The 22,631-nt window shown below is 49.1% G+C and carries 19 protein-coding genes and 4 pseudogenes; 10 read left to right on the top strand and 13 right to left on the bottom strand.

The features are described from left to right. Positions 1–292 precede the first annotated feature (292 nt). The 4 genes and pseudogenes from KB236_00235 to KB236_00220 all read left to right on the top strand — a co-directional run bounded on the left by KB236_00235 (position 293) and on the right by KB236_00220 (position 2,829). A pseudogene (locus tag KB236_00235) lies at positions 293–1,282 on the top strand (IS30 family transposase). Positions 1,283–1,442: 160 nt separating this feature from the next. Next, entirely contained in the window at positions 1,443–1,706 is a 264-nt protein-coding gene (locus tag KB236_00230) for a hypothetical protein (protein ID UIF29236.1), read from the top strand. Positions 1,707–2,111: 405 nt separating this feature from the next. Continuing rightward, positions 2,112–2,630: a hypothetical protein gene (locus KB236_00225; protein ID UIF29235.1), complete on the top strand. Its 519-nt coding sequence runs from the start codon at positions 2,112–2,114 to the stop codon at positions 2,628–2,630. Continuing rightward, positions 2,599–2,829, top strand: coding sequence for a hypothetical protein (locus KB236_00220; protein ID UIF29234.1), 231 nt, complete (start codon positions 2,599–2,601; stop codon positions 2,827–2,829). Before KB236_00225 ends, KB236_00220 begins: the two co-directional genes overlap by 32 nt. A gap of 179 nt (positions 2,830–3,008) precedes the next feature. Here the strand turns inward: KB236_00220 and KB236_00215 are convergent, their stop codons facing one another. Together KB236_00215 and KB236_00210 are read right to left on the bottom strand one after the other, a co-directional pair. Continuing rightward, complete coding sequence (locus KB236_00215; GenBank protein UIF29233.1) at positions 3,009–3,200, bottom strand: hypothetical protein; 192 nt, start codon at positions 3,198–3,200, stop codon at positions 3,009–3,011. A 46-nt stretch (positions 3,201–3,246) separates the two neighbouring features. Then, entirely contained in the window at positions 3,247–4,080 is an 834-nt protein-coding gene (locus tag KB236_00210) for a hypothetical protein (GenBank protein ID UIF29232.1), read from the bottom strand. Positions 4,081–4,240: 160 nt separating this feature from the next. On the opposite strand from KB236_00210, the gene KB236_00205 reads away from it, so the two are divergent. Beyond that, positions 4,241–4,684, top strand: a complete 444-nt coding sequence (locus KB236_00205) for an ASCH domain-containing protein (protein ID UIF29231.1) — start codon at positions 4,241–4,243, stop codon at positions 4,682–4,684. Positions 4,685–4,826: 142 nt separating this feature from the next. Here KB236_00205 and KB236_00200 read toward each other — a convergent pair whose 3' ends face one another. Both KB236_00200 and KB236_00195 read right to left on the bottom strand, forming a co-directional pair. Then, on the bottom strand, positions 4,827–6,161 hold the full coding sequence (locus KB236_00200) for an NAD(P)/FAD-dependent oxidoreductase (GenBank protein ID UIF29230.1): 1,335 nt from the start codon (positions 6,159–6,161) through the stop codon (positions 4,827–4,829). Between the two features lie 161 nt (positions 6,162–6,322). After that, positions 6,323–7,576 carry an MFS transporter gene (locus tag KB236_00195; GenBank protein ID UIF29229.1) on the bottom strand — a complete coding sequence of 418 codons (1,254 nt, stop codon included), beginning with the start codon at positions 7,574–7,576 and terminating at the stop codon, positions 6,323–6,325. A 104-nt stretch (positions 7,577–7,680) separates the two neighbouring features. Here KB236_00195 and KB236_00190 point away from each other — a divergent pair, with 104 nt between their 5' ends. From KB236_00190 to KB236_00175, 4 genes and pseudogenes are all read left to right on the top strand, one after another. Continuing rightward, positions 7,681–8,565 carry a helix-turn-helix domain-containing protein gene (locus tag KB236_00190; protein ID UIF29228.1) on the top strand — a complete coding sequence of 295 codons (885 nt, stop codon included), beginning with the start codon at positions 7,681–7,683 and terminating at the stop codon, positions 8,563–8,565. A 45-nt stretch (positions 8,566–8,610) separates the two neighbouring features. Then, positions 8,611–9,057 (top strand): DUF3290 domain-containing protein, encoded by a 447-nt coding sequence (locus KB236_00185; protein UIF29227.1) that lies wholly within the window; start codon positions 8,611–8,613, stop codon positions 9,055–9,057. A 3-nt stretch (positions 9,058–9,060) separates the two neighbouring features. Further along, positions 9,061–9,699, top strand: a pseudogene (locus KB236_00180) (DUF421 domain-containing protein). A gap of 87 nt (positions 9,700–9,786) precedes the next feature. After that, entirely contained in the window at positions 9,787–10,314 is a 528-nt protein-coding gene (locus KB236_00175) for an NUDIX domain-containing protein (GenBank protein ID UIF29226.1), read from the top strand. Positions 10,315–10,753: 439 nt separating this feature from the next. Here the strand turns inward: KB236_00175 and KB236_00170 are convergent, their stop codons facing one another. Then, the gene (locus KB236_00170) at positions 10,754–14,266 is read right to left on the bottom strand and encodes a MucBP domain-containing protein (GenBank protein UIF29225.1); all 3,513 of its coding nucleotides are present in this window, start codon (positions 14,264–14,266) and stop codon (positions 10,754–10,756) included. Between the two features lie 1,265 nt (positions 14,267–15,531). Here KB236_00170 and KB236_00165 point away from each other — a divergent pair. Beyond that, a pseudogene (locus tag KB236_00165) lies at positions 15,532–15,890 on the top strand (hypothetical protein). A gap of 140 nt (positions 15,891–16,030) precedes the next feature. On the opposite strand, the gene KB236_00160 reads toward KB236_00165, so the two are convergent. The 8 genes and pseudogenes from KB236_00160 to KB236_00125 all read right to left on the bottom strand — a co-directional run bounded on the left by KB236_00160 (position 16,031) and on the right by KB236_00125 (position 21,223). After that, positions 16,031–16,576, bottom strand: a complete 546-nt coding sequence (locus KB236_00160) for a hypothetical protein (protein UIF29224.1) — start codon at positions 16,574–16,576, stop codon at positions 16,031–16,033. 432 nt (positions 16,577–17,008) lie between these two features. Continuing rightward, on the bottom strand, positions 17,009–18,061 hold the full coding sequence (locus tag KB236_00155) for a Lyzozyme M1 (1,4-beta-N-acetylmuramidase) (protein UIF29223.1): 1,053 nt from the start codon (positions 18,059–18,061) through the stop codon (positions 17,009–17,011). Then, positions 18,061–18,579, bottom strand: coding sequence for a hypothetical protein (locus tag KB236_00150; GenBank protein UIF29222.1), 519 nt, complete (start codon positions 18,577–18,579; stop codon positions 18,061–18,063). The genes KB236_00155 and KB236_00150 overlap by 1 nt, the downstream gene beginning before the upstream one ends. Positions 18,580–18,590: 11 nt before the next feature. After that, on the bottom strand, positions 18,591–18,953 hold the full coding sequence (locus KB236_00145; GenBank protein UIF29221.1) for a hypothetical protein: 363 nt from the start codon (positions 18,951–18,953) through the stop codon (positions 18,591–18,593). Further along, entirely contained in the window at positions 18,943–19,296 is a 354-nt protein-coding gene (locus KB236_00140; GenBank protein ID UIF30245.1) for a hypothetical protein, read from the bottom strand. Before KB236_00140 ends, KB236_00145 begins: the two co-directional genes overlap by 11 nt. 133 nt (positions 19,297–19,429) lie before the next feature. Further along, positions 19,430–19,600 (bottom strand): hypothetical protein, encoded by a 171-nt coding sequence (locus KB236_00135; GenBank protein ID UIF29220.1) that lies wholly within the window; start codon positions 19,598–19,600, stop codon positions 19,430–19,432. A 158-nt stretch (positions 19,601–19,758) separates the two neighbouring features. Beyond that, positions 19,759–19,968: pseudogene (locus KB236_00130) on the bottom strand (hypothetical protein). Positions 19,969–20,179: 211 nt separating this feature from the next. Beyond that, positions 20,180–21,223: an RNA-directed DNA polymerase gene (locus tag KB236_00125; protein ID UIF29219.1), complete on the bottom strand. Its 1,044-nt coding sequence runs from the start codon at positions 21,221–21,223 to the stop codon at positions 20,180–20,182. Positions 21,224–22,631 lie beyond the last annotated feature (1,408 nt).

The following is a 22,631-nucleotide window of genomic DNA, read 5'->3' as shown; positions in this document are numbered from 1 at the left end:
CATCTCCTGATTATTTCGTCCAGTATACCAAAGCCTGGGAATTTAGGCGCATTCTCTTCTCGATTGATTATCTGACTGTTTGAAAACCGCCACTGTTTTTTTAAGCTTGATTGACTAACTAATTTCCAACGGCTTTGATTTGAATCAAAGTTGATCACGCATAACCAGCTACGTTTATCGACGCCCGATTTAAAATTGAAGTGCAACACCCCTTAAGACATTAAGGGTAAACAAATAGGCCATGGAGACCTATACTTTTAAGCGACCAAACCAAAAAGAAAGAGGTATCTCCATGACCCAGTCAAATCATACCACTACCATTACTTACCAACAACTCTCTGCCGAAGAGCGTGGCCAAATTGAAGCGTTCTTGAAGGACCACCAATCTGTTCGCCAAATTGCTCGTAATCTTCATCGAAATCCCAGTACTATCTCACGCGAAATCAAGCGTGGCACGGTTCGCCAGCTTAACTCCGACTATCTGCCATACTATCAATATTTTGCTGAAGCAGGACAGGCTGTCTATGAAAAAGACCGCCTTAAATGCCATTCTAAGGGTTTACTAAAGCGTTGCTGGCTCTTCTTCAAGCTGTTAGTCCAAGCACTCAAAACCAAGATTAGAGTCGATAGTGTCGATAGCTTCGTCCACCGATTCCATCAACTTTATCCGGACAAGCCGTGTCCATCGACCCCCACGGTTTATCGGTACATTGATTTAGGTTATCTCGACCTCTGTAACGCTGATTTACCAGTCAAGCTTCGTCGCCGAGTAAAGAGCACTCGTCGAACTCGCTCCCGAAAGAATAAGAAGATATTGGGTAGCTCAATCGATGAGCGACCAGCTATCGTCGACCAACGCATCTTGGTGGGTGACTGGGAAGGAGACCTAGTTAAGGGCAAGCGGGTTGCTAGCGAGCCCGCACTGATGACATTAACCGAGCGTGTCAGTCGTTTTGAAATCATCGTTAAGATTCCTGACTACCACGCTGACACTTGCCGCCAGGCACTTCAAGGGGTCATTACGGCCTATGGTCCTAAGAACTTCCAGTCAATCACATTTGACAATGGCAGTGAATTTGCCGAGCTAGATCAGGTCCAAGGAACCAAAGTTTACTTCGCTCATCCTTATACGCCCTCTGAACGAGGGTCTAATGAGAATCTCAACGGTCTCATCCGTGAGTACATTCCGAAGGGCATCTCTCTCAAGAACTTTGATCTACCAACGATCCAAGCCATTCAAAACGCACTTAACCATCGCTTACGTAAATCCCTGGGCTATGCTAGCGCCGCCCAGGTCTTCAAAACACAGGTCTTCAAGAACATGCATCCGGTTATGCTTACGCCTTACTGTCCTGTGTTGCACTTGATTTGACAATTGGGGTACGTTTATCGACTTACGTTCAGAAGTTTCATCATTCTAACGGGGAAAGAAGTCGGGGAATATGAATAAACTTTTACATCCCCGTTTAACCGGTGTCTTTCGAGTAGGACTCTTTGATTTTTATGCGCTACTCGCAGTGAGCGTCTGTAGCACCGTCGTTCACATGCCTGACCACGCATTAGCTCTCCTGTGGGACGCACTGGCGCTCATCCTCTGCTTGTCGGCGCCGATCACACTCAGTGGCATTTGCCTAGGCAAGCTCTACCGGGAGTTCGAGGCCATTGCCATTTTGGTCCTACAATTGGGCTTAGCACTAGTCATTTAAAAAGACACCTGACTAATCTCTTCCTTATCAGAAGAAATCAGTCAGGTGTCTATGACGTCTAAACGTAAGGCCGTTAACTTCCCGGGCCTTACCTCCCCGTTAGTTGACTAAGTGCGGTATGGGTCAAACCAAATCAGCTCCCCTACTTCGATGCCAATCCTCATAATCCCCGTATAGATGGTACTAGCCAACACAGTAACTGCTCTAGTATCTCCGGAAAAGCCGGTCATTACTATGACAAACAGATTACATTCAGACTATGTTCCCCAGTGGCCTTAATTTTTCTGTAAAAGCACTAGGACCGGCCGCACCTTTCAGATATAATTAACGTGTCAATTATTTTATAAAGACGGTCACCGTGGCCCAACTATTCACCAATCACTCGCAATTAGGACGTGTTTCAATTTGAGAAGAGAGAGTATTAATCAACTAATCGTGGCCCTTATCGCCGCGCACTATGCCAAGGACGAGGCCGCGTTCGAATCCATCGCCTTGGAATTTCTACGGGGCTTGAATGCGGAGACCAACCTGAACAGTCAAGTCAGCGCCGTGAAGCTCCACAAGTTGATTGAACAGCATGGTCTCGCCACCACGGGAACCACCCCGGCGAAGAACCTGAGTGTCCACGCCGCTATCGACCCTAAAATGTTCCACCTCGAACACGTGCACGGCAACCTCGCAACGCTGGACATCCCCACGGCCGTCCGGGCCCGTCTGGTCAGCTTGTTTCCGCACGATTCAGTCAACCGCCGCGGCCGCTTCTTGATTAGCGGCGCGGGGCGAACCCCCACAATTCTTGCCAAACTCATCGCTGGTGGATCCCTCCGACAAGTGCTCACCATGGACGTCACTGCTAGTCTCACGGCGTTCACAAACTCGGGGGGGGCAGCTTATGCTCGCCAACGCTTTTCAGTATGCCCGTGAACAAAGGCTTGCCGTCGTTGCGCCGGATTTTCCTAACTTAGAAAGCAACGATGGGCTTGTGAATCCGACCACCCTGCGGCATTTTATCAACGCCTTGGCAAGTCAATCGACGGGCGTGCTCTTCATCGCCACGACAGCGCCGGAGGGAGCCGTCGCCTTGGCGCAGCGCCTAACTTTCAATAAAACCTTTCGCTTATAGCACCATCGGATGTAAAAAGGACCTTACCACGGGAATCACTTCCCCTGATAAGGTCCTTTCAAATCCCGCGCGGTATCTCTCTCATACCTCACGAGCAACGCATTATAGCTCTGTCAGCTACGTTTAGATCATCCCGCAATCGACGCGGGCTTTCTATAACAAAATGATTACAAGTGAATTTATTTCTGCGCTGCATGGTGCTTGTCCTGCCGCTTGTCTCGAAACGACCGAATCAGCAGCCAAGCCAACGCCACGAGGCCGATGACATCAATGGTCAACTTGACCCCAAAAGGAAAGCTAAGTAGTGTGTTAATCCCCATTAGAATAACGAGGGCGTAACCCATGTAAGACGCCTTCTTCTTTTCCGACATTCCGATTCCTCCTTAACTTTGACCGGTCAAGACCGTCATTGACTTTCTAGTAGATCGTATCCACCGCGATTGGCGTGTAATACGTCTTATTACCCAGCTGATACAAGCTGTAGTAGACGCCTGGTTCGTCATTGTCAGAGAACCCCGCAACGTGTTGCGGTTGATGGCGATTCTTCAAGGCCAACCGGTACTGCATCCGGCCGTGTTTGGCCACGTGCTTGAGCGCCAAGCCCTTAATCTTCTTGCTGAAATACAGGTAGCGAGTCGCGCCCTTCACCCGCGTCCGATTAATCTTAGCGGACTGCAACGGCTTGGGCGTGGTTTCCCCGGTCTTGGGTGAATATGTATGCGTCTCCAAGTACCCATCGGTAGTCACCTGAACCTTTTGCGTCGTGATTAGCCGAACGGCGGCGACCCGACTCCCCAGATACAGGTCGCCATAGCTCCAAGTCGGCATATAAGCTGGTCGGCTAATTCGCCGAAAATCTTGACGCTTAGCAGCCAGCATCTGAACGTTCACCAAATTTCCAGGCAGCTTATGGTATGCCGACCGGACGATGTGATAGCTCAGATTTTCATGCCGATCAATCAGCAGGCTCATCTTTTTCTGATTATCCACGTAAGTCAACTCTCCTGCCACAACGGTACTCTTGGGAATCCTAACCGTCCGAGTAAAGGTCTTATCCTTCAACTCTACTCGCTCTACGACACTGACGGCTCGTTTGGCCCGGTAATACGTGACCGGATTGATAAGATCTCGCGCCACCCAGTCTTGCCCAATCTTAACGGCATTGGACTTCGCCTGAGCAGGCGTCGCTAGCCCACAACTCCCCATCACAAAAGCAGTGGCGACGACCATGACTCTGATTAAATATTTCAATGTAAAATCTCCCCTTCATTTAAACAATCCATCCCCTGATGGCTCCGCTTTCATTATCCCGCAAATATTGGATCTTGACCAGCCGCCTTGCCAAAAAAGATTGCCGTGGCAGCGATCCAGCGGTACACTGGGATTAAATTTTCTAAGGAGCTGACCATCGATGGACGTTGAAACTTTTTGGCAAGACTTCAAGGCCCGCCATCCCGAAATCACCACGAATCACCACGATACCTATGCCATGGGGAGTACCGATGAGAATGCCACGCTTCTGGCCCAGCTCATCGCGGCTGGCACTAAGACCGCGACGACCTCCGCGTTGGACCTCTACGAACCGGACGAACCGCTCCCCTACGTGGGGGAATACAACATTATTCTCGATGGTCACGATCACCCCATCTGCGTGACACAGACCAAGGTGGTGGAGACCATCCCCTTTGACCACGTGAGTGCCGAGCACGCCTATCACGAGGGCGAAGACGATCGCACCCTAGCATCCTGGCGCCGTGAGCATCGGGCCTTCTTCCAGGCGGCTTACCGACAAATGGGACGCGTCTTTAATGAGCAGATTCCCTGCTACTGCGAGGTTTTCGAACGAATCGACTAAAAAATTGCCGCCCATGGGACGACAATTTTTTGTTTACGCTATTTATCTCGACCACTTTCCACTATAGGGCTGTAAATAACTAGGATTAAGGCCATGAGTCGCATGCTGACTGTCGTTTTGACTGACTGCCGCCTTTCAACCTTCAGTTAAAGTAAGTTAAGTCGGAGGCCAATGTTGGGTAAGCCGTAATGGTCTGGCTGATGTCGGCGCTACTCATGTGGTTGGTAATGACGAAGTCCAGATAATTGATGACCTGTTCGGCCTCGGTGCTCAGGACCGCCGCCCCCACGATATGGCCGGTTGCCTTGGCGACCACCACCTTAATTCTGGCGTGGGGATCGTGAATCCGTTGATAACTGTACCAGCTCGTCAGATCCAGATCGTTGACTTGGTACTGATCGGAAGCCTGCGCCGCTTGATCCGGTGTCACGCCTAGCTGAGCCAATTGGGTCTTACCGTAGACCACCGACGGAATGACCGGGTAAACAATGTCTGGTGAATCACAGGTCGTCAGCGTTTGCGTCAGGTAACGACCCTCGAAGCCCGCCACCGGCGTCAGCTTCGGTTGTGGCCGATCTACAACATCCCCCAAAGCGAAGACGTGGGGATTCGTCGACTGTAGCCGCCCGTTGACCGTGATGCCGTGGGTCGTCGTGGCGACGTTTATCCGTTCGAGGTGCAGGTCCGCCACCACGGGCCGCCGTCCGGCCGTGGCGAAGACCATGCCGGTCGTCCAACTTTCACCGGTTGCCGTCGTCACCTTGAACTGGTCATCGGCCGGTGCCACCGCCGTAATCTCGGTGTTCAACTGCACGTCCACACCGTCCGCCTTCAACCGGTCCAACAGATCGGCGACTAAATCACCATCGAAGGCGCGCAACGGTCGATCGCTGTGGTGAACCAAGTGGACGCGACTTCCGGCGGCGCTAGCGATTGCGGCCAGTTCGACCCCCACGTAACCAGCGCCCATCAGGGTGATGTCGGCCGGCAGACTATCCAAGTCCAAGAATTCATTGCTGGTATTCAACCATTCGGCGCCCTCAATTTCTGGAATCCGCGGTTCCTGACCCGTGGCAATAATCCAATTGGCCGCGTTCAGTTGCGTATCCCCAACCGTTAGGGTGCCATCGGAATTGAAGCTTGCCGTTCCGTGGAACGTCGCAATCTTAGCGGCATCCAGACCGCCCTTAGTGCCCGCCGGAATCTTTTCCGTATACGCCCGTTTGGCCGTCATCAACGCCGACCACTCAATCTGCGGAACACTGGTCAAGCCGTGGCCCTGTAAGGCTTCGGCGTGGCCCTGCGTTTCTACGGCCGCCATCAGGATCTTCTTGGGATCACAGCCTCTGTTCGGACACGTGCCACCCCACAAGTCCTTTTCAACCACGGCCACACTCATCCCGCGGGCATGAAGACCATACGCGGCAGCCAAGCCACCGGGGCCGCCACCAATCACAATGATATCGAACTCTTGCATCTGCTAAACCTTCCCTTCTTAGTCATCATCCACGCTTTTCTACGCGAAATATTTAAGACACTGCGACCGACCAAAGCTATTCTGATCGGCAACCAATCTTAGGTTCAAGTTTAGCACGGAACGCCCATTTCATCGCTTAATTTGCTTGTTTTCCGGCGATATTACGCATTCGGTTGCCCGCGGTAATGCCGCTGAGCTGCGCGTAGATTCAGCGTAATATAGCCTACAATCATGAGGCCAGTGACGAGGTAGACCGGTCCAGCTGTCAACTGCTGGAAGAGAACGCCGTAAACCACAGTCCCCAGGGGCAAGGCCAACTGCATTAAGGTGGCAAACGTCGATCCCACGCGGCCTAACAGCCTAGTGGGCACCGTCATCTGCATGTACACCGACATCGGTGTATTGACGAAGGCCAGCACCAGACCAATAATCAGCGCCAATCCTATCAGTCCCACGACCAACGTCACAGACGGCAGCGGCGCCATGAAGATTAAGCCAATGACGGCAATCAGGCTACCGATAACCAAGGAGAGTCGCAGGATGGTGAGATGGACATTTTTAAACTTTGGCAGTACCGATAAGACTAGATTGCCGAGCAGAACACCACCGGAAAAGGCGCTGAGTACCCAGCTCAACCGTGTGCTCCCAAGATGACGCTCCTGAACAATCGCGTACGGCAGGCCCACATCAACCGATGCCAACAGAAAGTTCAAGAAGATTCCCATCAACACGATCGACAATAGCGTGAAATGCTCGCGGATGTAGCGCAAGCCCACTTGAAATTGTGCCCACTGCCCCTTGACCGCCTCCACTTCACTGGAAGCCATGAGCGGATGAAACCGCATGCTGAGGGCAATCAGCCAGGTCAGCACCTCCGTCACAATGACGACGCGAACAATTCCTTCAAAGCCAATCCAGGTGTACAACAGAGCGGCCAGAACCGGTGCGACCAGTTGAATCCCAGCAGTGGCGGCCTGCTCAATCGTCGCCAGTGTCTTCACGTGATTATCGTTGACCAGCTCATGCACGGCAGCGGTAAAGGTGGTGTTAGTGACCTTATCACAGCTGGCAATCACGATGAGTAAGAGAATTGCCAGCAACATCGGCGCATTGACCCGCGCGACCAGCCAACTGTAGAGTATCAGAGCGACAATGACGGTCAATTTACTGGCAAGAATCAGCGGTTTGTGACGGTGACGATCAACTAGATTGCCCACCGGCATCACCAGAAGAAGCCCCACCACTGGATAGATAATGGAACCCAGCCCAAAGCTAATCGCCGAGTGGGTACGATGCAGGAGCATTAGGCCCACGGCAAAGCTGAAGGTGTCCCCGCCCAACGTGCCGATAATGTCGCTACTGGCGGCCTTGACAATTTGAACCACGGACTGCCGATTACTAATTTGTGTGGTCATAGGTGATGCCACTTCCTTTCTTTGCCCCATTGTACTCGTCACACCTCCGAATCTGGCGTATAATATGTGGCAAATTTGCCACGTCTAAACTAGGAGGAATCGCCATGCAAGCAATTGGAACGACACTCAAGTCTATTCGCCTGGCCAAGGGATTTACCCAAAAGGATGTCTACGGCAACCTCATTTCCCGCTCGTTCGCCAGTCGTCTGGAGAGCGGACACCACGACATTGCGGCGGAAAAACTCTTTGAGATTCTCGATCGACTCGGCGTCAGTGCAGACGAATTTCGATTTATTCAAAATCACTACCAAGCCACCGCCAGTGAATTGGCGCGTAGTCAGGTCATGCTCGCTTATGATCAGCAAAACTTCCCACTGATTGGCCGACTCGCTGACCGGTACGCGCGCAGTGAAAATCCGGCAGAACGGCGCATCGGCGTCATGGCGACCCTCCTCATCGCCGCCTTTGACCAACGTAAAATCGTCATGACCCCAGCAATGACGACCCTCTGGCAGCAGCTTTCACTCACGAAGACTTGGACGCTGCAGGAATTGACCTTTGGCTCGTTAATTTTGGTGTTGGCGGAACATCAGCAGACTGATTTAGCCGCCACGATTCGTAAATACCATTTGGCCTGCGACCGTTACGTCTCGGCCGTCGCCGATCCCTTTCACGTCATGGACACCCGCGCTTCCTTCGACTTGGTCGCCATGCAACTTCTGTTGACTCAAAAGCGGTATACCGCGGCTAAGGCGTTTAAATCCCAATTTACCGCCGGATACACGGTTCATTTCACCAGCGACGGTAACCTTGAGCAAACACTCTCCGCGTGGTTGTGGGAAAGCTACTTCGGCGATTCCACAGTTGCCGACCACCTCGCACACACACTAGAGCAGCTTCCCCCTTCCCGTTTCAGCCTCACCCTGCACACGTTGCTACGCCTCTGGGGACGGCGCGCCCAAGATTATCACCGCCATCGTTCGAATTGATTTGTGCTAAAATAACCCCTAGCAACCATTTAGAGGGGGAACACCATGACTTTCTATACTTACGGCTACCTGACCACGCAGCATAGCACTTGGCAATACGTGCGGATTGGCCTGCTCATTGCCCTGTTGGTCATTTCAATCGGACTATTCGTTTATTACTTACGGCATCAGTGGAACGTGAAATACAAAGATCTCAGTATCATCACCGCTACGGTATTATTGCTGGTGTTGGGGTTGCAAATCAACAGCTTGGTCTCGCTACAGTCCGCCACCAAACAAACTGGACAGATTACGTCGACCGTCCAGCAGGTGGCTCAGCAACTTAAGGTCAAGCCGGCTAAGCTCAGCGTCAACGCCACCACGACCGGTAGCGACTTGTTGGTGAAGTCGCCCAAGGGTTACTACCGCCTCGTGTATAGCTCGGACGGCGCAAGCTTCGTGTTGGAAAAATTAACGTTAGAACATCCGCAGATCAAGTTGGTAAAGGAGTAGGCTATGTTTGTTTATTCAGATGTTTTTATTAAATTAGTCGTTGGCTTTCTATTTATGACGATCCTGATTAACTTTTCCGGGAAGGGCAACCTCGCTCCCACCTCGGCGATCGATCAGGTCCAGAACTACGTCTTAGGGGGCATCGTCGGTGGGGTCATCTACAATTCCTCGGTCACCCTGCTCCAGTTCGTCTTAGTCCTGCTCATCTGGTCGCTGCTGATTCTGGTGACCCGTTATCTTAAGATTCACGTCCGCGTGATTGGTAAATTTATCGACGGCGGCCCCATTACGATCATTCGTGACGGCAAGCTCCTCGTCCACAATTGCCTCAAAGCCAACCTCTCCGCCAAGTAAATCGACTTCAAGCTTCGCACGGCCGGCGTCTACCAGATTGCAGAGGTCAAGCGGGCTATCGTCGAACAGAACGGAAGCCTAACCGTCCTGCGACAAGGCGACGGCTCTATTCGGTACCCGATTATCGTGGATGGACAGATTGACCAAGACGTCCTCGAGCTCATGAATCACGATGAAGACTGGCTGCTCGAACAACTTGCCCAGCACGGCGTCCACAACATCCGTGACGTTTACATGGCGAAATACGAGAACAATCAATTTGAGATTACCCGCTACGACGAGGCCTAAAAGCGCTCCACTTCAATTGAATTATCCGGTTATTTATTGACCGCAAACGTGGTACGCTGGGGATAAGATTACCGAGGGGGAATCACCATGGCTGCGGATCGTTTACAAGAGAAATGGCAAATCTATAACCGACAACTCCAGTGCATCGGGACACGCCGGCGGGAGGAAACGCTGGCACCGGGCGAATACCATCTCGTGGTCAACGCCTTCATCTTCAACGACGCCGGACAGGTACTGCTCCAGCAGCGGTCACCCGACAAGCTCTATTTTCCCAACTATTGGGATTCATCGGTCGGCGGTTCGGTACAGGCCGGCGAAACGATCGAAACAGCCATGCACCGTGAAATCAACGAGGAAATTGGCTGGGATGTCCCGGTAGTGGCGGCCGACAACTACCTGTTGACCCCGCATTCTCACTGGGTGAGCGCGTGGTTTGCCTTTCGCACGTCTCAACCCGCGCAGGCCTTTACGGTTCAGCGGGCGGAACTGCAACGCGTGGCCTATTTTGACCGTCCAGCCGCCCATGCCCACCTGCAGCAGATCGGCTTTGACCCCTACACAGCGGAACTTGACCGCGCCTGGCAACATCTTCAGCGGCAAAAAGACTTTTCATAAATTTTAAACTAATCCACCTTAAAAAGGGGCACCTAACCATTATCGGTCAGGTGCCCCTTCTCACATCCAGGATTGTTGGCCCCCCAGCCAACAATCCGCTCATTCTCTATACCGGCTAACCGCGATATTTTTTGAAAAACCTCAGGCCTTTCATGATCACGGTCTCCCCCGCCGGTCTTTTGCGACGTCGGCGTTACCCGCGTCAGCATTCCCCACTCTTTGGCCGGAAACTCATGGCCTACCGTCCAACACTGACTAGCGTATCAGGTATCATTAGAAAAAGCTATCTTTTTCTATAATGATATTCAGAAACGGTCGGCAATCCGGTTGTTCGTGATACGTACCAGCCTTAACAACTGTCTCGTTGGGCTAGACTAAAGCTGTTAAGAACGGGGCATAACCCATGTTTACTGTCTATTCTGCAGGAAAACGTCTGCGCTTACCGACGCCGCTTCCGTTTGATCCGCCAAGTGCCCAGCAGCAGGCTTCCCAAAAGCGCGCCTAGCCAAGCGGCCTTGGAGTCCTTTTCGCCGGTTTGTGGTAAGCTACCGGAACCCGTGGACCCAGAACCGCCGCCAAAGCCACTCGTGTGGCCGAGACTGGTGACGCCGGAACCACTGCCGGAGTCGCCATCACCCGTGTAGCCAACACCACCGGAACCGGACCCTGATCCGGAACCGTAGCTGTAGCCGGAATCATCATCGTCCGCACTGTCCGAAACTTCATCGTCAGCGCTACCGCTAGTCAGGTCACTGCCAGTGGAACCGCCCGTGGCGCTATCGCCAGAGCCAGACGTTTGACCACCCGTGCTCCCTTGGTCGCTGCCGCTGCCAGTGGTGTTGCCCCCTGTTGAGCCAGAACCATTCCCGGTGTCGGTCCCGTTGCCAGTGGTCGTGCCACTACCGTTACCACTTCCAGTGTTGTTGCCGTTACTACCACCGTTGCCAGTGCCGGTGTTATTGTCGTTACCGTTGCCAGCTCCACCACCGTTGCCGGTGTTATTACCGTTGCCACTTCCGCCGGCATTGCTATCCGATCCCGTGTCGTTTTCGTTATCAGAACCGTTACCACCGGTGTTGCCGTCGCCACTACCGTCAGAACCGTTGCCGTTCGTGTCGCCATCGCCACTGCCATCGGAGTCGTTGCCACCGGTGTTGCCGTCGCCGCTACCGTCGGAACCGTTGCCACCGGTGTTGCCGTCGCCTTCACCGTCAGAACCGTTGCCGTTCGTGTCGCCATCGCCACTGCCATCAGAGTCGTTGCCACCAGTGTTGCCGTCGCCGCTACCGTCGGAACCGTTGCCGTTCGTGTCGCCATCGCCGCTGCCATCAGAGTCGTTGCCACCGGTGTTGCCGTCGCCGCTACCGTCGGAACCGTTGCCACCGGTGTTGCCGTCGCCACTACCGTCAGAACCGTTGCCGCCAGTATTACCATCGCCACTGCCATCGGAGTCGTTACCGCCGGTGTTGCCGTCACCGCTACCGTCGGAACCGTTGCCGTTCGTGTCGCCATCGCCACTGCCATCGGAGTCGTTACCGCCGGTGTTGCCGTCACCGCTACCGTCAGAACCGTTGCCGTCTAAGTCGCCGTCGCCGCTACCGTCAGAACCGTTGCCGCTACCGTCAGAACCATTTCCGCCAGTGTTGCCATCGCCGCTACCGTCGGAACCATTTCCGTCAGTGTTGCCATCGCCACTACCGTCGGAACCATTACCGTTCGTGTCGCCATCGCCACTACCGTCGGAACCATTACCGTTCGTGTCGCCATCGCTACTACCGTCGGAACCGTTACCGTTCGTGTCGCCATCGCCACTACCATCGGAACCATTACCGCCGGTGTTGCCATCGCCGCTACCGTCGGAACCATTACCGCCAGTGTTGCCATCGCCGCTACCGTCAGAACCATTTCCGCCAGTGTTGCCATCGCCGCTACCGTCGGAACCATTACCGCCGGTGTTGCCGTCGCCGCTACCGTCAGAACCGTTGCCGTTCGTGTTGCCGTCGCCGCTACCATCGGAACCATTCCCGTTCGTATCGCCGTCGCCACTACCATCGGAACCATTCCCGTTCGTATCGCCGTCGCTACTACCATCGGAACCATTCCCGTCGGTGTCGCCGTCGCCACTACCGTCAGAACCGTTGCCGTCTAAGTCGCCGTCGCCACTACCATCGGAACCATTCCCGTTCATATCGCCATCGCTACTACCATCGGAACCATTACCGCCGGTGTCGCCGTCGCCACTACCGTCGGAGCCATTACCGCCAGTGTTGCCATCGCCGCTACCGTCGGAACCGTTGCCGTTCGTGTCGCCATCGCTACTACCGTCGGAACCGTTGCCGTTCGTGTCGCCATCGCCACTGCCATCAGAGTCGTTGCCACCGGTGTTGCCGTCGCCACTACCATCGGAACCGTTGCCGTTCGTGTCGCCATCGCCACTACCGTCGGAGCCATTCCCGTTCGTGTCGCCATCGCTACTACCGTCGGAACCGTCGCCGTTCGTGTCGCCATCGCCACTACCGTCGGAACCATTCCCATTCGTGTCGCCATCGCCACTACCGTCGGAACCGTTGCCGTTCGTGTCGCCATCGCTACTACCGTCAGAACCGTTGTCGTCAGTGTCGCCATCGCTATCACCATCGGAGCCGTCACTGCCGTTGGTATCGCCATCGCCCTCGTCTGTGTCATCGTCATCATCGTCATCGATGGCCGCAAACACATGGACGATTTCGCGTTCTTCGTTAGTAAAGACGCCCGATTTTTCTCCTTGAGTTTCCTGATATTCATAACCCTCAAAGTTACCTGGCTCGGCATCGTATTTCTCACCTAAACCGCCATACAGAACCTCATCCGGTTTCAATTTCTTTCCGTTGGTATCCACGTACGAGACCGTAATCGGTGCCGGTTCATTTTTAAACCGGTAAGAATAAACGAATGTCCAGATGACTTTATTACTCTCGGGATCGCGAATTTCACCCATCATCGCATATTTATTCGCTGTTCCAGCAGCAAGGAGCGTGCCTTCGGTAAAGTTGTCGCTGGCTTGAATCGCTTCTTGTGTTTTTAATTTTGGATAATCTAACCCCTTCTGATCATTTTCAATCGCTTCACCACCACTGAAGCGAACCTTGAAGAAGTCTTGTACACCCTGCAAATCATTCGTATCCGGTGATCGTTTCTCCTCAGTATGCGACAGTTCGGCGTATCGCTGAAGCGGTTTCATTTGGTGTGTCTTACCGTCAATCCAAACCGTCTTGTTGGGAATGCTTGATTTGAGTGACGTTCCATCTAAGGATGGCGATCGGGTAATCACCTGACCATCACCTTTAAAGGTCGTAAATTCTGACGTTTGAAGCGCCGAGAAATCCTCAATGTGGTTATTAGAAACGTCTAAGTATTCCAGGCTAGATAAGCCAGCCAACGGGCTAATATCTTCAATACTGTTGTTGGGAAGCGCTAAGGTCTTAAGCTTATGGAAACTTCTAAACATTGCCAGGCTCTTCAGCGCACCTCGTGGATTTCGACGTGGTTTAGACCCCTGATTGGTACCTGTTCCCGGATGATCAAAGTTGGTGACGGAACCGTCGAGTCTGACTTCTTCCAGATTTGTTGCAAAAGCTAACGCACTGAAGTCCATCCCCTTCCCCTGCTGAATACCAGTTCTCCCAACCGTGTCCTTATCCAAAATCAGGACCTTTAACTTTTTCATATCATTCTTGCTAATAGACCCTTCTGTCTTCCAATTCCCCCGATTGTATTTGTTCAGTGAGTTAAAGACGATCGTCCGAAGCTCAGGATTCTTGAACCACTCCAGGTTGGCGTCCTTTTTCCGTGTCGTCTGTTCCGTTTGTGGCACTTTCGCGTGAACCGTTGTAGTTTGTTCGGCGAAGATCCCCGTCCCCACCAAAGCCACTGCTGCCGTGAGCCAAAGACTCGTTTTAACTTGTCGTGTCATCTTCATTCTCCTCCAAATTTTCCCCATAAATAATCTTGTTCTCTTACCGGTAATCAATATACTATCAAGTTAACCGTCAAAAGAAAATAAAAACTTGAAGGTCGTTTCATAAAGCGTATGTATTTCTGTTAGGTTTGAATCTATTTTCTTATAAATGCCGTTATATCAAGGATAGCTTGTCCTTTGTATTTTTTTGTATTTCACTACTTATAATCATCATTTTAAAATTCAACATTTTTATAAATTAAATTAGCATCTAATCCTGTAAACCGTGTAATAATAACTGTGTTCAGCCATGATGCCCCGAAATTTCCAATATAAACACCACGCTACTACCTCAGCAGAAATTTCCACTGTGATTTCCAATTTTTTTCTAGCGAACCACCCTTGATCTCGACTGACATTAGGTCGCTAGATATACCTAAAACTTTGAACTAACTTTCACTCAACCTTGAGAAAATTTACCGGGTCTCTATTGGTCTTCCCCTTCCGCTCTTCACCGTATGTTTAGGCATGTACGGCTCTGTCAGCAGCACGAAGCACGCTCCAGAACAGCCCACAATCACCTTGCGGAGGGTATGAACAGAGCTAAGCAACTGTCCGACGACGAAAGGAGCCGGCACATCTCGCGCCGACTCCCATCATTAGATGACTCCCTGTTAATCCGATTTGATTATGATTAAGCCGCTTATTGGATTTAGTGATGCTGTAATATCAATGTTAATAGCGATGTTGCGCAAAAAACGCGCAATAAAAAATATTTTTTTGCTTTTATTTAGAAAAATCGATTGTCTTATAGAACACTTGTTCGTATAATCAAATATGAGGTGATCCTATGAATTCGGATAAAGAAGCAGCACTCATTAATGAAAGAATCGATGCTAGTTTTAAGCGACTTCCAAACACGCGTTATCAGATTAATGTGGTTTTCAATCACTATTCCAACACGTTCAATTTTTTTAATGAATGTAGCCCATCCTAAGAAGCGCTCTCGATCAATCCCCCTGCACACCGTGGAGACAGATGACCTTGTCTACTTGGAGTCACTAATCAAGCAGATTCGAGCGCACACCCAACTGACTATCACTTATACTGGTTTTGTCGGTGAGAAGTGGCCATCAGACTTGCGTCCTATCCAGAAAATAGTGGGTGCTCGTGAAGACAAACAGTATCTAAAATAAGATCAATCCCATTGTGGTACTGATCTTATTTTTAGTTTTTCGGAGCTATCCTCAAATGCTATACTTAGCTCAGGGGGGATTACAATGAAATTTGATTACAAATATGCGCTAATAAATTCTTCGGTATTAATACCATTCGCAATATTTTTTGGCACGGCTTCTTATATTTCGTCTGCCACCTTACTGGCATGCTATGCTATTACCCTAGCTATTTTATATTTCACTTACTATATCAAATTAGAAATTCCTTTAAAAAAGAGGAACCCTTCACTTTCTGAATCTAATAGAACAACTCCAACGGCGGTCACTAACCTAATAGTTTTCATAACTGTTTTGTTGGTGATTTTTTTATAAGTGTTAATTCCTCTGGTGCCTGGATTTTTCCATCCATATTACTTATTAGATGGGTTAGAGATGGATTTTCAAAACCACTGAAAAATTAGTGTTCCTAGATGATGGATTCAGAAATACACCCTTTATGGCAAACTGTAAACACCACACACGTGATGTTAATAGTTTGCCTTTTTATTAAAAAAATGACAACACAAAAAAAGCCACCCACCTCCTAAGAGATGAGCGGTTTCTAGTTTATCCAAGTAGCATCAGTAATTTTGATTACCTTGGAGTGTGCATAATCAAAATACTTAGCCTTAGTAACAAAAAATGTGACTGGAGTAAATACAATGGCTGGCATATCTTTCCCCGTATTTGTACGTCTTAGACCTAAAACTATTCTTCGCGAATTTCGTTCACGTTTAAACACCAGATCTAAATGCATTGTATTTTCGTTATCTATTTTACTAACAAAAATACACGATTCAAATGGAGAATCGATAAAACCTTCCCTTAAAAAATCGATATTTCCAATCCGTTCCTTGATATAGCCATAATTTTTGTTACGTTTTAGCTTTGCAAGAGTAATCTCCCCTTTGCTTACTCTTTGACAAATATTTGTAGCAGAATCTTTATAAATCTTATGAAGGCCCAAAAGGTGGCTCAGCTGAAGCGTATCAAACCGAATGTAAAAATCTCCTAGCGGAACGTACGAAGTTGAAAGTGATAGTGTTCTTCCGTTGAATAGGCGATTAAAACTATCAAATATGACCTTCAACTCGCGTTCGTTTGCCAAGCACAATCACATCCGTTTCATAAACAAAAAAAGAGCGCAATCATGGATTCGGCTCCATGCAGCTAACGCTAGGATAACCCACCCGCGGGGGAACGTGGCGCGCTCGTAACCACTTCATCGCTTTTTGCAAGCGATCAGTAGGAGGTGATAAAATGGTAGCAGATAATGATGAATCCTATCCGTTCATTTTTATCACTATGGTAATTATCACTAATAGTGAATAAAATGTCAACTATAAAAGTAACTTTTAATTATTTTTCGTTAACTTTAGTTAGTTTTGATATATCACATAAGTCATTACAAACATCTCACTACATAGTTCTTAAGGAAACAGAAAAACGCTATACTGTCATATGTAGAAAACGCCCACCCCGTTAAGAGTGAGCGCCCTTTTTAAATCAGTAACGTACAGGTATGTCTTGTACTATACGCTTATTTGACAAATTTGTTAATCTTCTTGTTTCCACTGATATAGTATCCGTTAGCCAACTGAATCCGAGTTGTATCTCCATACTTGACGATCTTAGCGACATCAAATTCGGTGCCGGCTGGTTGCCAGTCCACAACATGCTTAAGGGCTTTGTCCTTGTACCGATGAGTACCGCGAACAGACTTCACTCGTTTAACACCGCCATCAACGGAATAATATAAGCGATTAACATTGGTTTGGTTAGACGTGATGTAATAGCCATTTGCCAATTGGAACCGGGTAATTTTGCCGTAGGTCACCACTTTAGCAATCGCAAACACAGTTCCGGCTGGGAAGTTGTCCACTTTGTGCTTGAAGGCAACGTCCTTGTAACGATTAATCGGTGTCCGGGCATAGATCATCTTGGGGTTATACCGATAATAGATGGCCTTCTTAGGCTTGATCGTCTTAGTTGTGGTGCCATAGTAGTAATTAGAGTACATCTGCGACACGTCAAACGTCCCATAGCAACCTGGGAAGTGCATGCTTGACGTCCATTGCCAGCCATTATATCCGGTATAAAGCTTAAACCCGGACGGGTTATAAGGATAGTTAGCCACCCAACCGCCACGGCCCGAGTTGTTCAATGGCACTGAATTAATCCAACTGCCCATCGTATAGACGTCTGTCTTAGGATAGCCCATGCGATGAACTTCGTTGATCCAGGCCTTAACAATTTTAGAGTTCTGATTCCAACCAGAGTTAGTGGCTTCAAAATCAAGTACGATCACACTGTTCTTACCCAATCCTGCCTTAAGCGCACTTCGGGCTGCCATCTGGGCTTCAGCCTTAGCACCAGCCACTGTCGTAAATCGGGAAAAGTGATAGCCGTTGACGTGTAAGCCAGCAGATACCGCGTTACGAATGCTTGGCTTGGCCGTTTGGTCAGTGAAGTACGTGCCCTCGGATAGCTTAGCTATCATGGCTTTGACGCCATACTTTTTCATTGAACGCCAATTGGCAACGGTCATGATTCCGTTGTTATTAGACGTATCAACAGTATCATAACTTGGCATTACTTTGCATCTCCCTCCGTAGTGTCCGTGTTCTCTGGCACATCTAAGGGTGCTGGGTCAGCGGGCACTGTTGCAGACTGCTTGTCCAGTTGTGCTTGCTTATCAGCGAACGCTTGCTCTGTATCCGCCAGAGCCGCATTGTATTCAGCCTGTTTTGTTTGAGCTTTCGTCTCCGTCGTTGTCATCGACTGATATGCTTTTTCGATGGCTGCTGAAATAATTGCCGGTGCCAGACTGTCATGACCAAATACTTTCATTTGGCCTGTTACATCAGCAATCGCCTGCTCACGTTTTTCTTCCCCAGGCATTTCATAATTAGTGGCCGCCTTGTTGACAGCACTGAACGCCAATGTGTCTAACACCCCCAACACTTCGCGCTGAGTAGCGGACTTGTTCGCTGCAATCTTGGTCTTCAATGCCGGGTTGATCCGGGTAAACCAGCCAACCAGGGCAAAAATTAAGACACCTAAGATACCGGTGTCATTTAGTAATTTAATAATCTTCGTAAATTCAGACATGCGTTTTCCTCCTAAAGTTCACCATACCGTTCCCGGTACGCTTGATTTTCACGTTCTAAAGCGGCATTACGTTTTCGTAAAGCTTCATTCTCACTAACCTTCAAAGCAATCTGCTGGTTAAGTTCTTGTTCCATGGCATCTTTCTTAGCCTTCAATTCGTTCAAATCTTTCGCAAATTGCGCTTGATCACTCTCACGTTCCTTACGAAGCGACTCATTATCAGCTTTGACTTGCTCCATAATGTACTTCTCCATGCCCTTGCGATCCTGGTCAGCTTGCCGTGTGTCAGAATGGTAGCCATGAATAACAGCCCAGATAGTGGTTACAAACGTTCCCAGCGCACCTAAAGCAACTGTCCAGGACTTAATATCCATGTGTGTCCCCCCTAATCAACGTACCGACTAGCAAGAACAGCATGAGTAAGGCGAATACCCACGTTAGGTTAAACCGCACATCAAACAAGCCCCGAACAATAAAAGCCACTGATAAGGCCCCCATTGCCGGTGATAGGGCGACTAGGCCACCATCACGTAACAACCGCCGGTTGTGAAAGACGCCAACCAGAATAGTGAGACCACAGATAATTAACCACAATGAAAACCACCAGTCGTCAGCAAAGGCAAAGATTGCATGTTCGGCTGGTGGCGGCAGTGGCGGCGGTGTCACCCGTGGATCATCTAAATAACCTTGATGAAACCAAATATACAAACCACCTATCATTGAAAATAAGCCAAAACAAAAATGATTCCAATGCGAAAAGACCCGTTGAACCGGGCCATCTTTAATACGATGCAATCACTTCACCCCTTTCCCACAAAAAATCCCATCAAAAAAGCACCAATCATCAATTCTAAGCCACAGGCGTAGAGGATGAATCGGTGCTGGTAGAGTTTTTTGCGGAGCCTAGGACTTTCTTCACATCATCCTGCAAGTAAGCTGGGACTTCTTCAATAGTACGACCACCGTCCAAAACGTTGGCGGCATAGATAGCGGCTAAAGCTGAAAATTTAAAGTTTAACATAGTTTATTATCTCCTTATTTGTTTGATTGTAACTGCGTCAAAACGGCTTGGGTATCAGACCGAAACGGGACTGGTACGGCTTCAATAGTCCGTGTGCCATCAATAATTGCTTGCGCGTAAATCTGTGCCAATGCAGAATATTCCATTGCCATCACCTCCTAGGATTCACTCGCTGCCGAACTAGCTGGGGCTGCTGTACTTGTTGCAGCTGAGCCGGTGTCGGTCGTGGTACTAGCCGGTGTTAGTTTTGAAGACAAGTAATCGACGGCTTCCATCAGCCCTTGCTGCGTTAACTCATTGGCTGACTTAAGGCTTTTATTTTCAGTTTGCAATGACTCAATTTGCTCACCCTGCTGGTCAACCTGTTTAAGCACCTGGGTGTGCGGGTCATAAGTTACTTCGGCGTCTGGATCATCCACACACAACATTTGTGGCTTGCCGTCCGGCCCTTTAATCGGTTGCCCTTTATCATCAACCGCCGGCACGGTTTTCTGCTTGACCATCTTCCAACCAGCGAATGAATCAGCACCATACTGGACAGCATCCAGTTGATAGACGGCATAACCGGCCGGAATTGGATTAGGAACTTCTGCGCTTATTAGCATTTTTTATTACCTTCTTTGCTGTTTTAATTGAACAGTTTGGTTTAACGTATTTTTGATAAAAGTTAAAACTATTAGAGTGTTTTAGCCACCCCCAATAGCTGATGACCACCCTAGCATCAGCGGTGGTGATAAACGTGTGCTGTTTAATGCGTTTCAGCCGCCTCCGAATTCTAAGGGCAATGCTTGATCGTAAGGTTAAGTGGCTTCGATAAAAGCGAAATCCCAAAAAGTCAATGGGGCGATCGCGGATATGAAAAACTTGCCAATTACCTTTAGTCTGCAATTTCTCATTTGCCAGAAAACCAGTGATCTTAAGTTCCAATTTATGAAGTTTACGCTTATTCGGACCCAGAATCACCAAATCGTCCATATAGCGCATATAATACGTGGCACCCCAGTCATTTTTAATTTTGTGGTCAAGGGATTCTAAATAGAAATTTGCTAACCATTGGGAAGTATAAAGCCCTAATGGCAATCCGCTTGAATAACAGTCAATAATGTCAAAGAGAAGTTTTAAAACTCGCTCATCTTTGAAGCGATGCTTCAGCTTTTGTTTTAAAATCCCATGATCAATTGATGGGTAAAAATGGTGTACATCCATTTTTAAACAATACTTAGTGTGCTTGGGGTCACTCTTTAACCACTTAACAAGCACTCTACGCCCTTGACCAGTTCCCCGACTGGGAATGGTTGCCATGTTATATTCATACATACTTTTCAGAAAAACCGGTTGTAGAACCAGCATTAACGCCCAGTGAATAATCTGGTCAGGGAAGAACGGTGAAGAGGTAATAATCCGGTGCTTTCCACGCTCCATGATACTTTTTTCGGCAACATGGCTTGGCTGATATTCATAGCTCAATAGCATAGTCTGAATTCGCATTACATAGACATCAATATCATTTAGAACTCGTTTAACGTTCCGATGATTTCTTTTACCCTTTGATGCCTGTAAGATTGCCAACTTAATATTTTCAGGATCAACCACCTTTTCAAACAAGTGTCCGTATCTTTTCACATTTCACCTTCTCATCTATGACGTTCGTTTTTAAATTTTAAATGCTTATTAATCTCAAGAAGTTTCGACATTGCTACTACCTCCTGCTTTGTATCGATGAATTTTTGGCAAGAGCCACGGAAGATTAGGTGCATTTTTACATTTACTCATCATTAATTCGATTAATATGGAGGCGGCAACCATCGTTAGCGTTCGCGTTAGTAGACGAATTGTCCCGGTTCGAGTTGAACAGACCATCGTTAGCGCCATTGCTCCAGTTGCCACCGCACCCAAAATCCCTAAGAATGAATTGCTGGGGGAAGACTCCCCCAGACCTCTACGGCAAAGCCTTTTTAAGGAGGCGGCAACCAGCGTAAGCGTCCGCGTAAGTAGACGAATCGTACCGGGACGAGTAGAACAGACCAACGTAAGCGCCAGCGCTCCAGCCGCCACCAGTTTCAAGGATTGTGTTGCCTGATCCCGGCCAATCGTAATCAGCATAGTAGGTTGACTTCGAACCGCTATCATCAGTAGTAAATTGTGCGTAAGGGTGAACACTGTCAAATCCCAGAGCCTTGATATATTTGTTGACATTATCTGATGTTGCTGTGTAGCTGGTGCGTACATATGGGGAAGCAAATAAATTGCTTTGGTAATTTGTGGCATCTTCACAAACCCACGGTTGATTATCTTTGAAGTTAACGCCATCACAGAATTTCCAAACATTGCCATAGAGATTCTCAATGCCTCGATAAGACATAGCGCTTGAACCGCTTCCAGCCGTTCCAGATGATCCTTTATGACTGTCAGCGGCTCCAGAGTTGGCAGCACTTGACCCGTTATCGACACCTTCCATAATGCTTTGCGAATTCAGGGTAGCGAACTCGATGATAAACAGCACTTGCAACATATCATTGGCGTGGATATCCCAAATCTGATAACCGGTGCCATTAGCTTGAGCGGCTTTTCGAAAATTAGCAATAGATAAGTTAACTAGCGGTGCTTTACCAGCAACGGAAGTCAGCTTACTACTTGAGCCAGTGGCATCATAAGCGCCGATGTCGATGTAATCTAGCTCTTTAGAATTAGTAAAATCCCAAAAGCCTTTGGGCAGATACCAATCATCACTGTGTGATACTAGAGAAACTTGCCAAGTAGCTGTCCCATTATTCGGGGAACCCGTTTGCGTTTTACGAATGTAGAATTTAGGTACGCGGACAAACACATTGTTCATACTGTCGGTCACACGATGCATACCCTTCCATGGGCCAACATTATCAAAATCGTTTTGAGCACCATTGATACCGGCTTTGAGGCCAACTGCCGCGTCCGTCCGGGTCAGCGTTGGACTACTCTTACGATCCCACGAAGCCCCATAAATACTGTCATCAATTGGTACATAGGTGAACTGAACGGAATTTGAAACACC

Origin of the sequence: Levilactobacillus brevis (genome assembly GCA_021383565.1) — a bacterium.
GTDB classification, from domain to species: domain Bacteria; phylum Bacillota; class Bacilli; order Lactobacillales; family Lactobacillaceae; genus Levilactobacillus; species Levilactobacillus brevis_B.
Note: the sequence above shows the minus strand (reverse complement) of the source record. Positions and strands in the feature narration are given on the sequence as shown.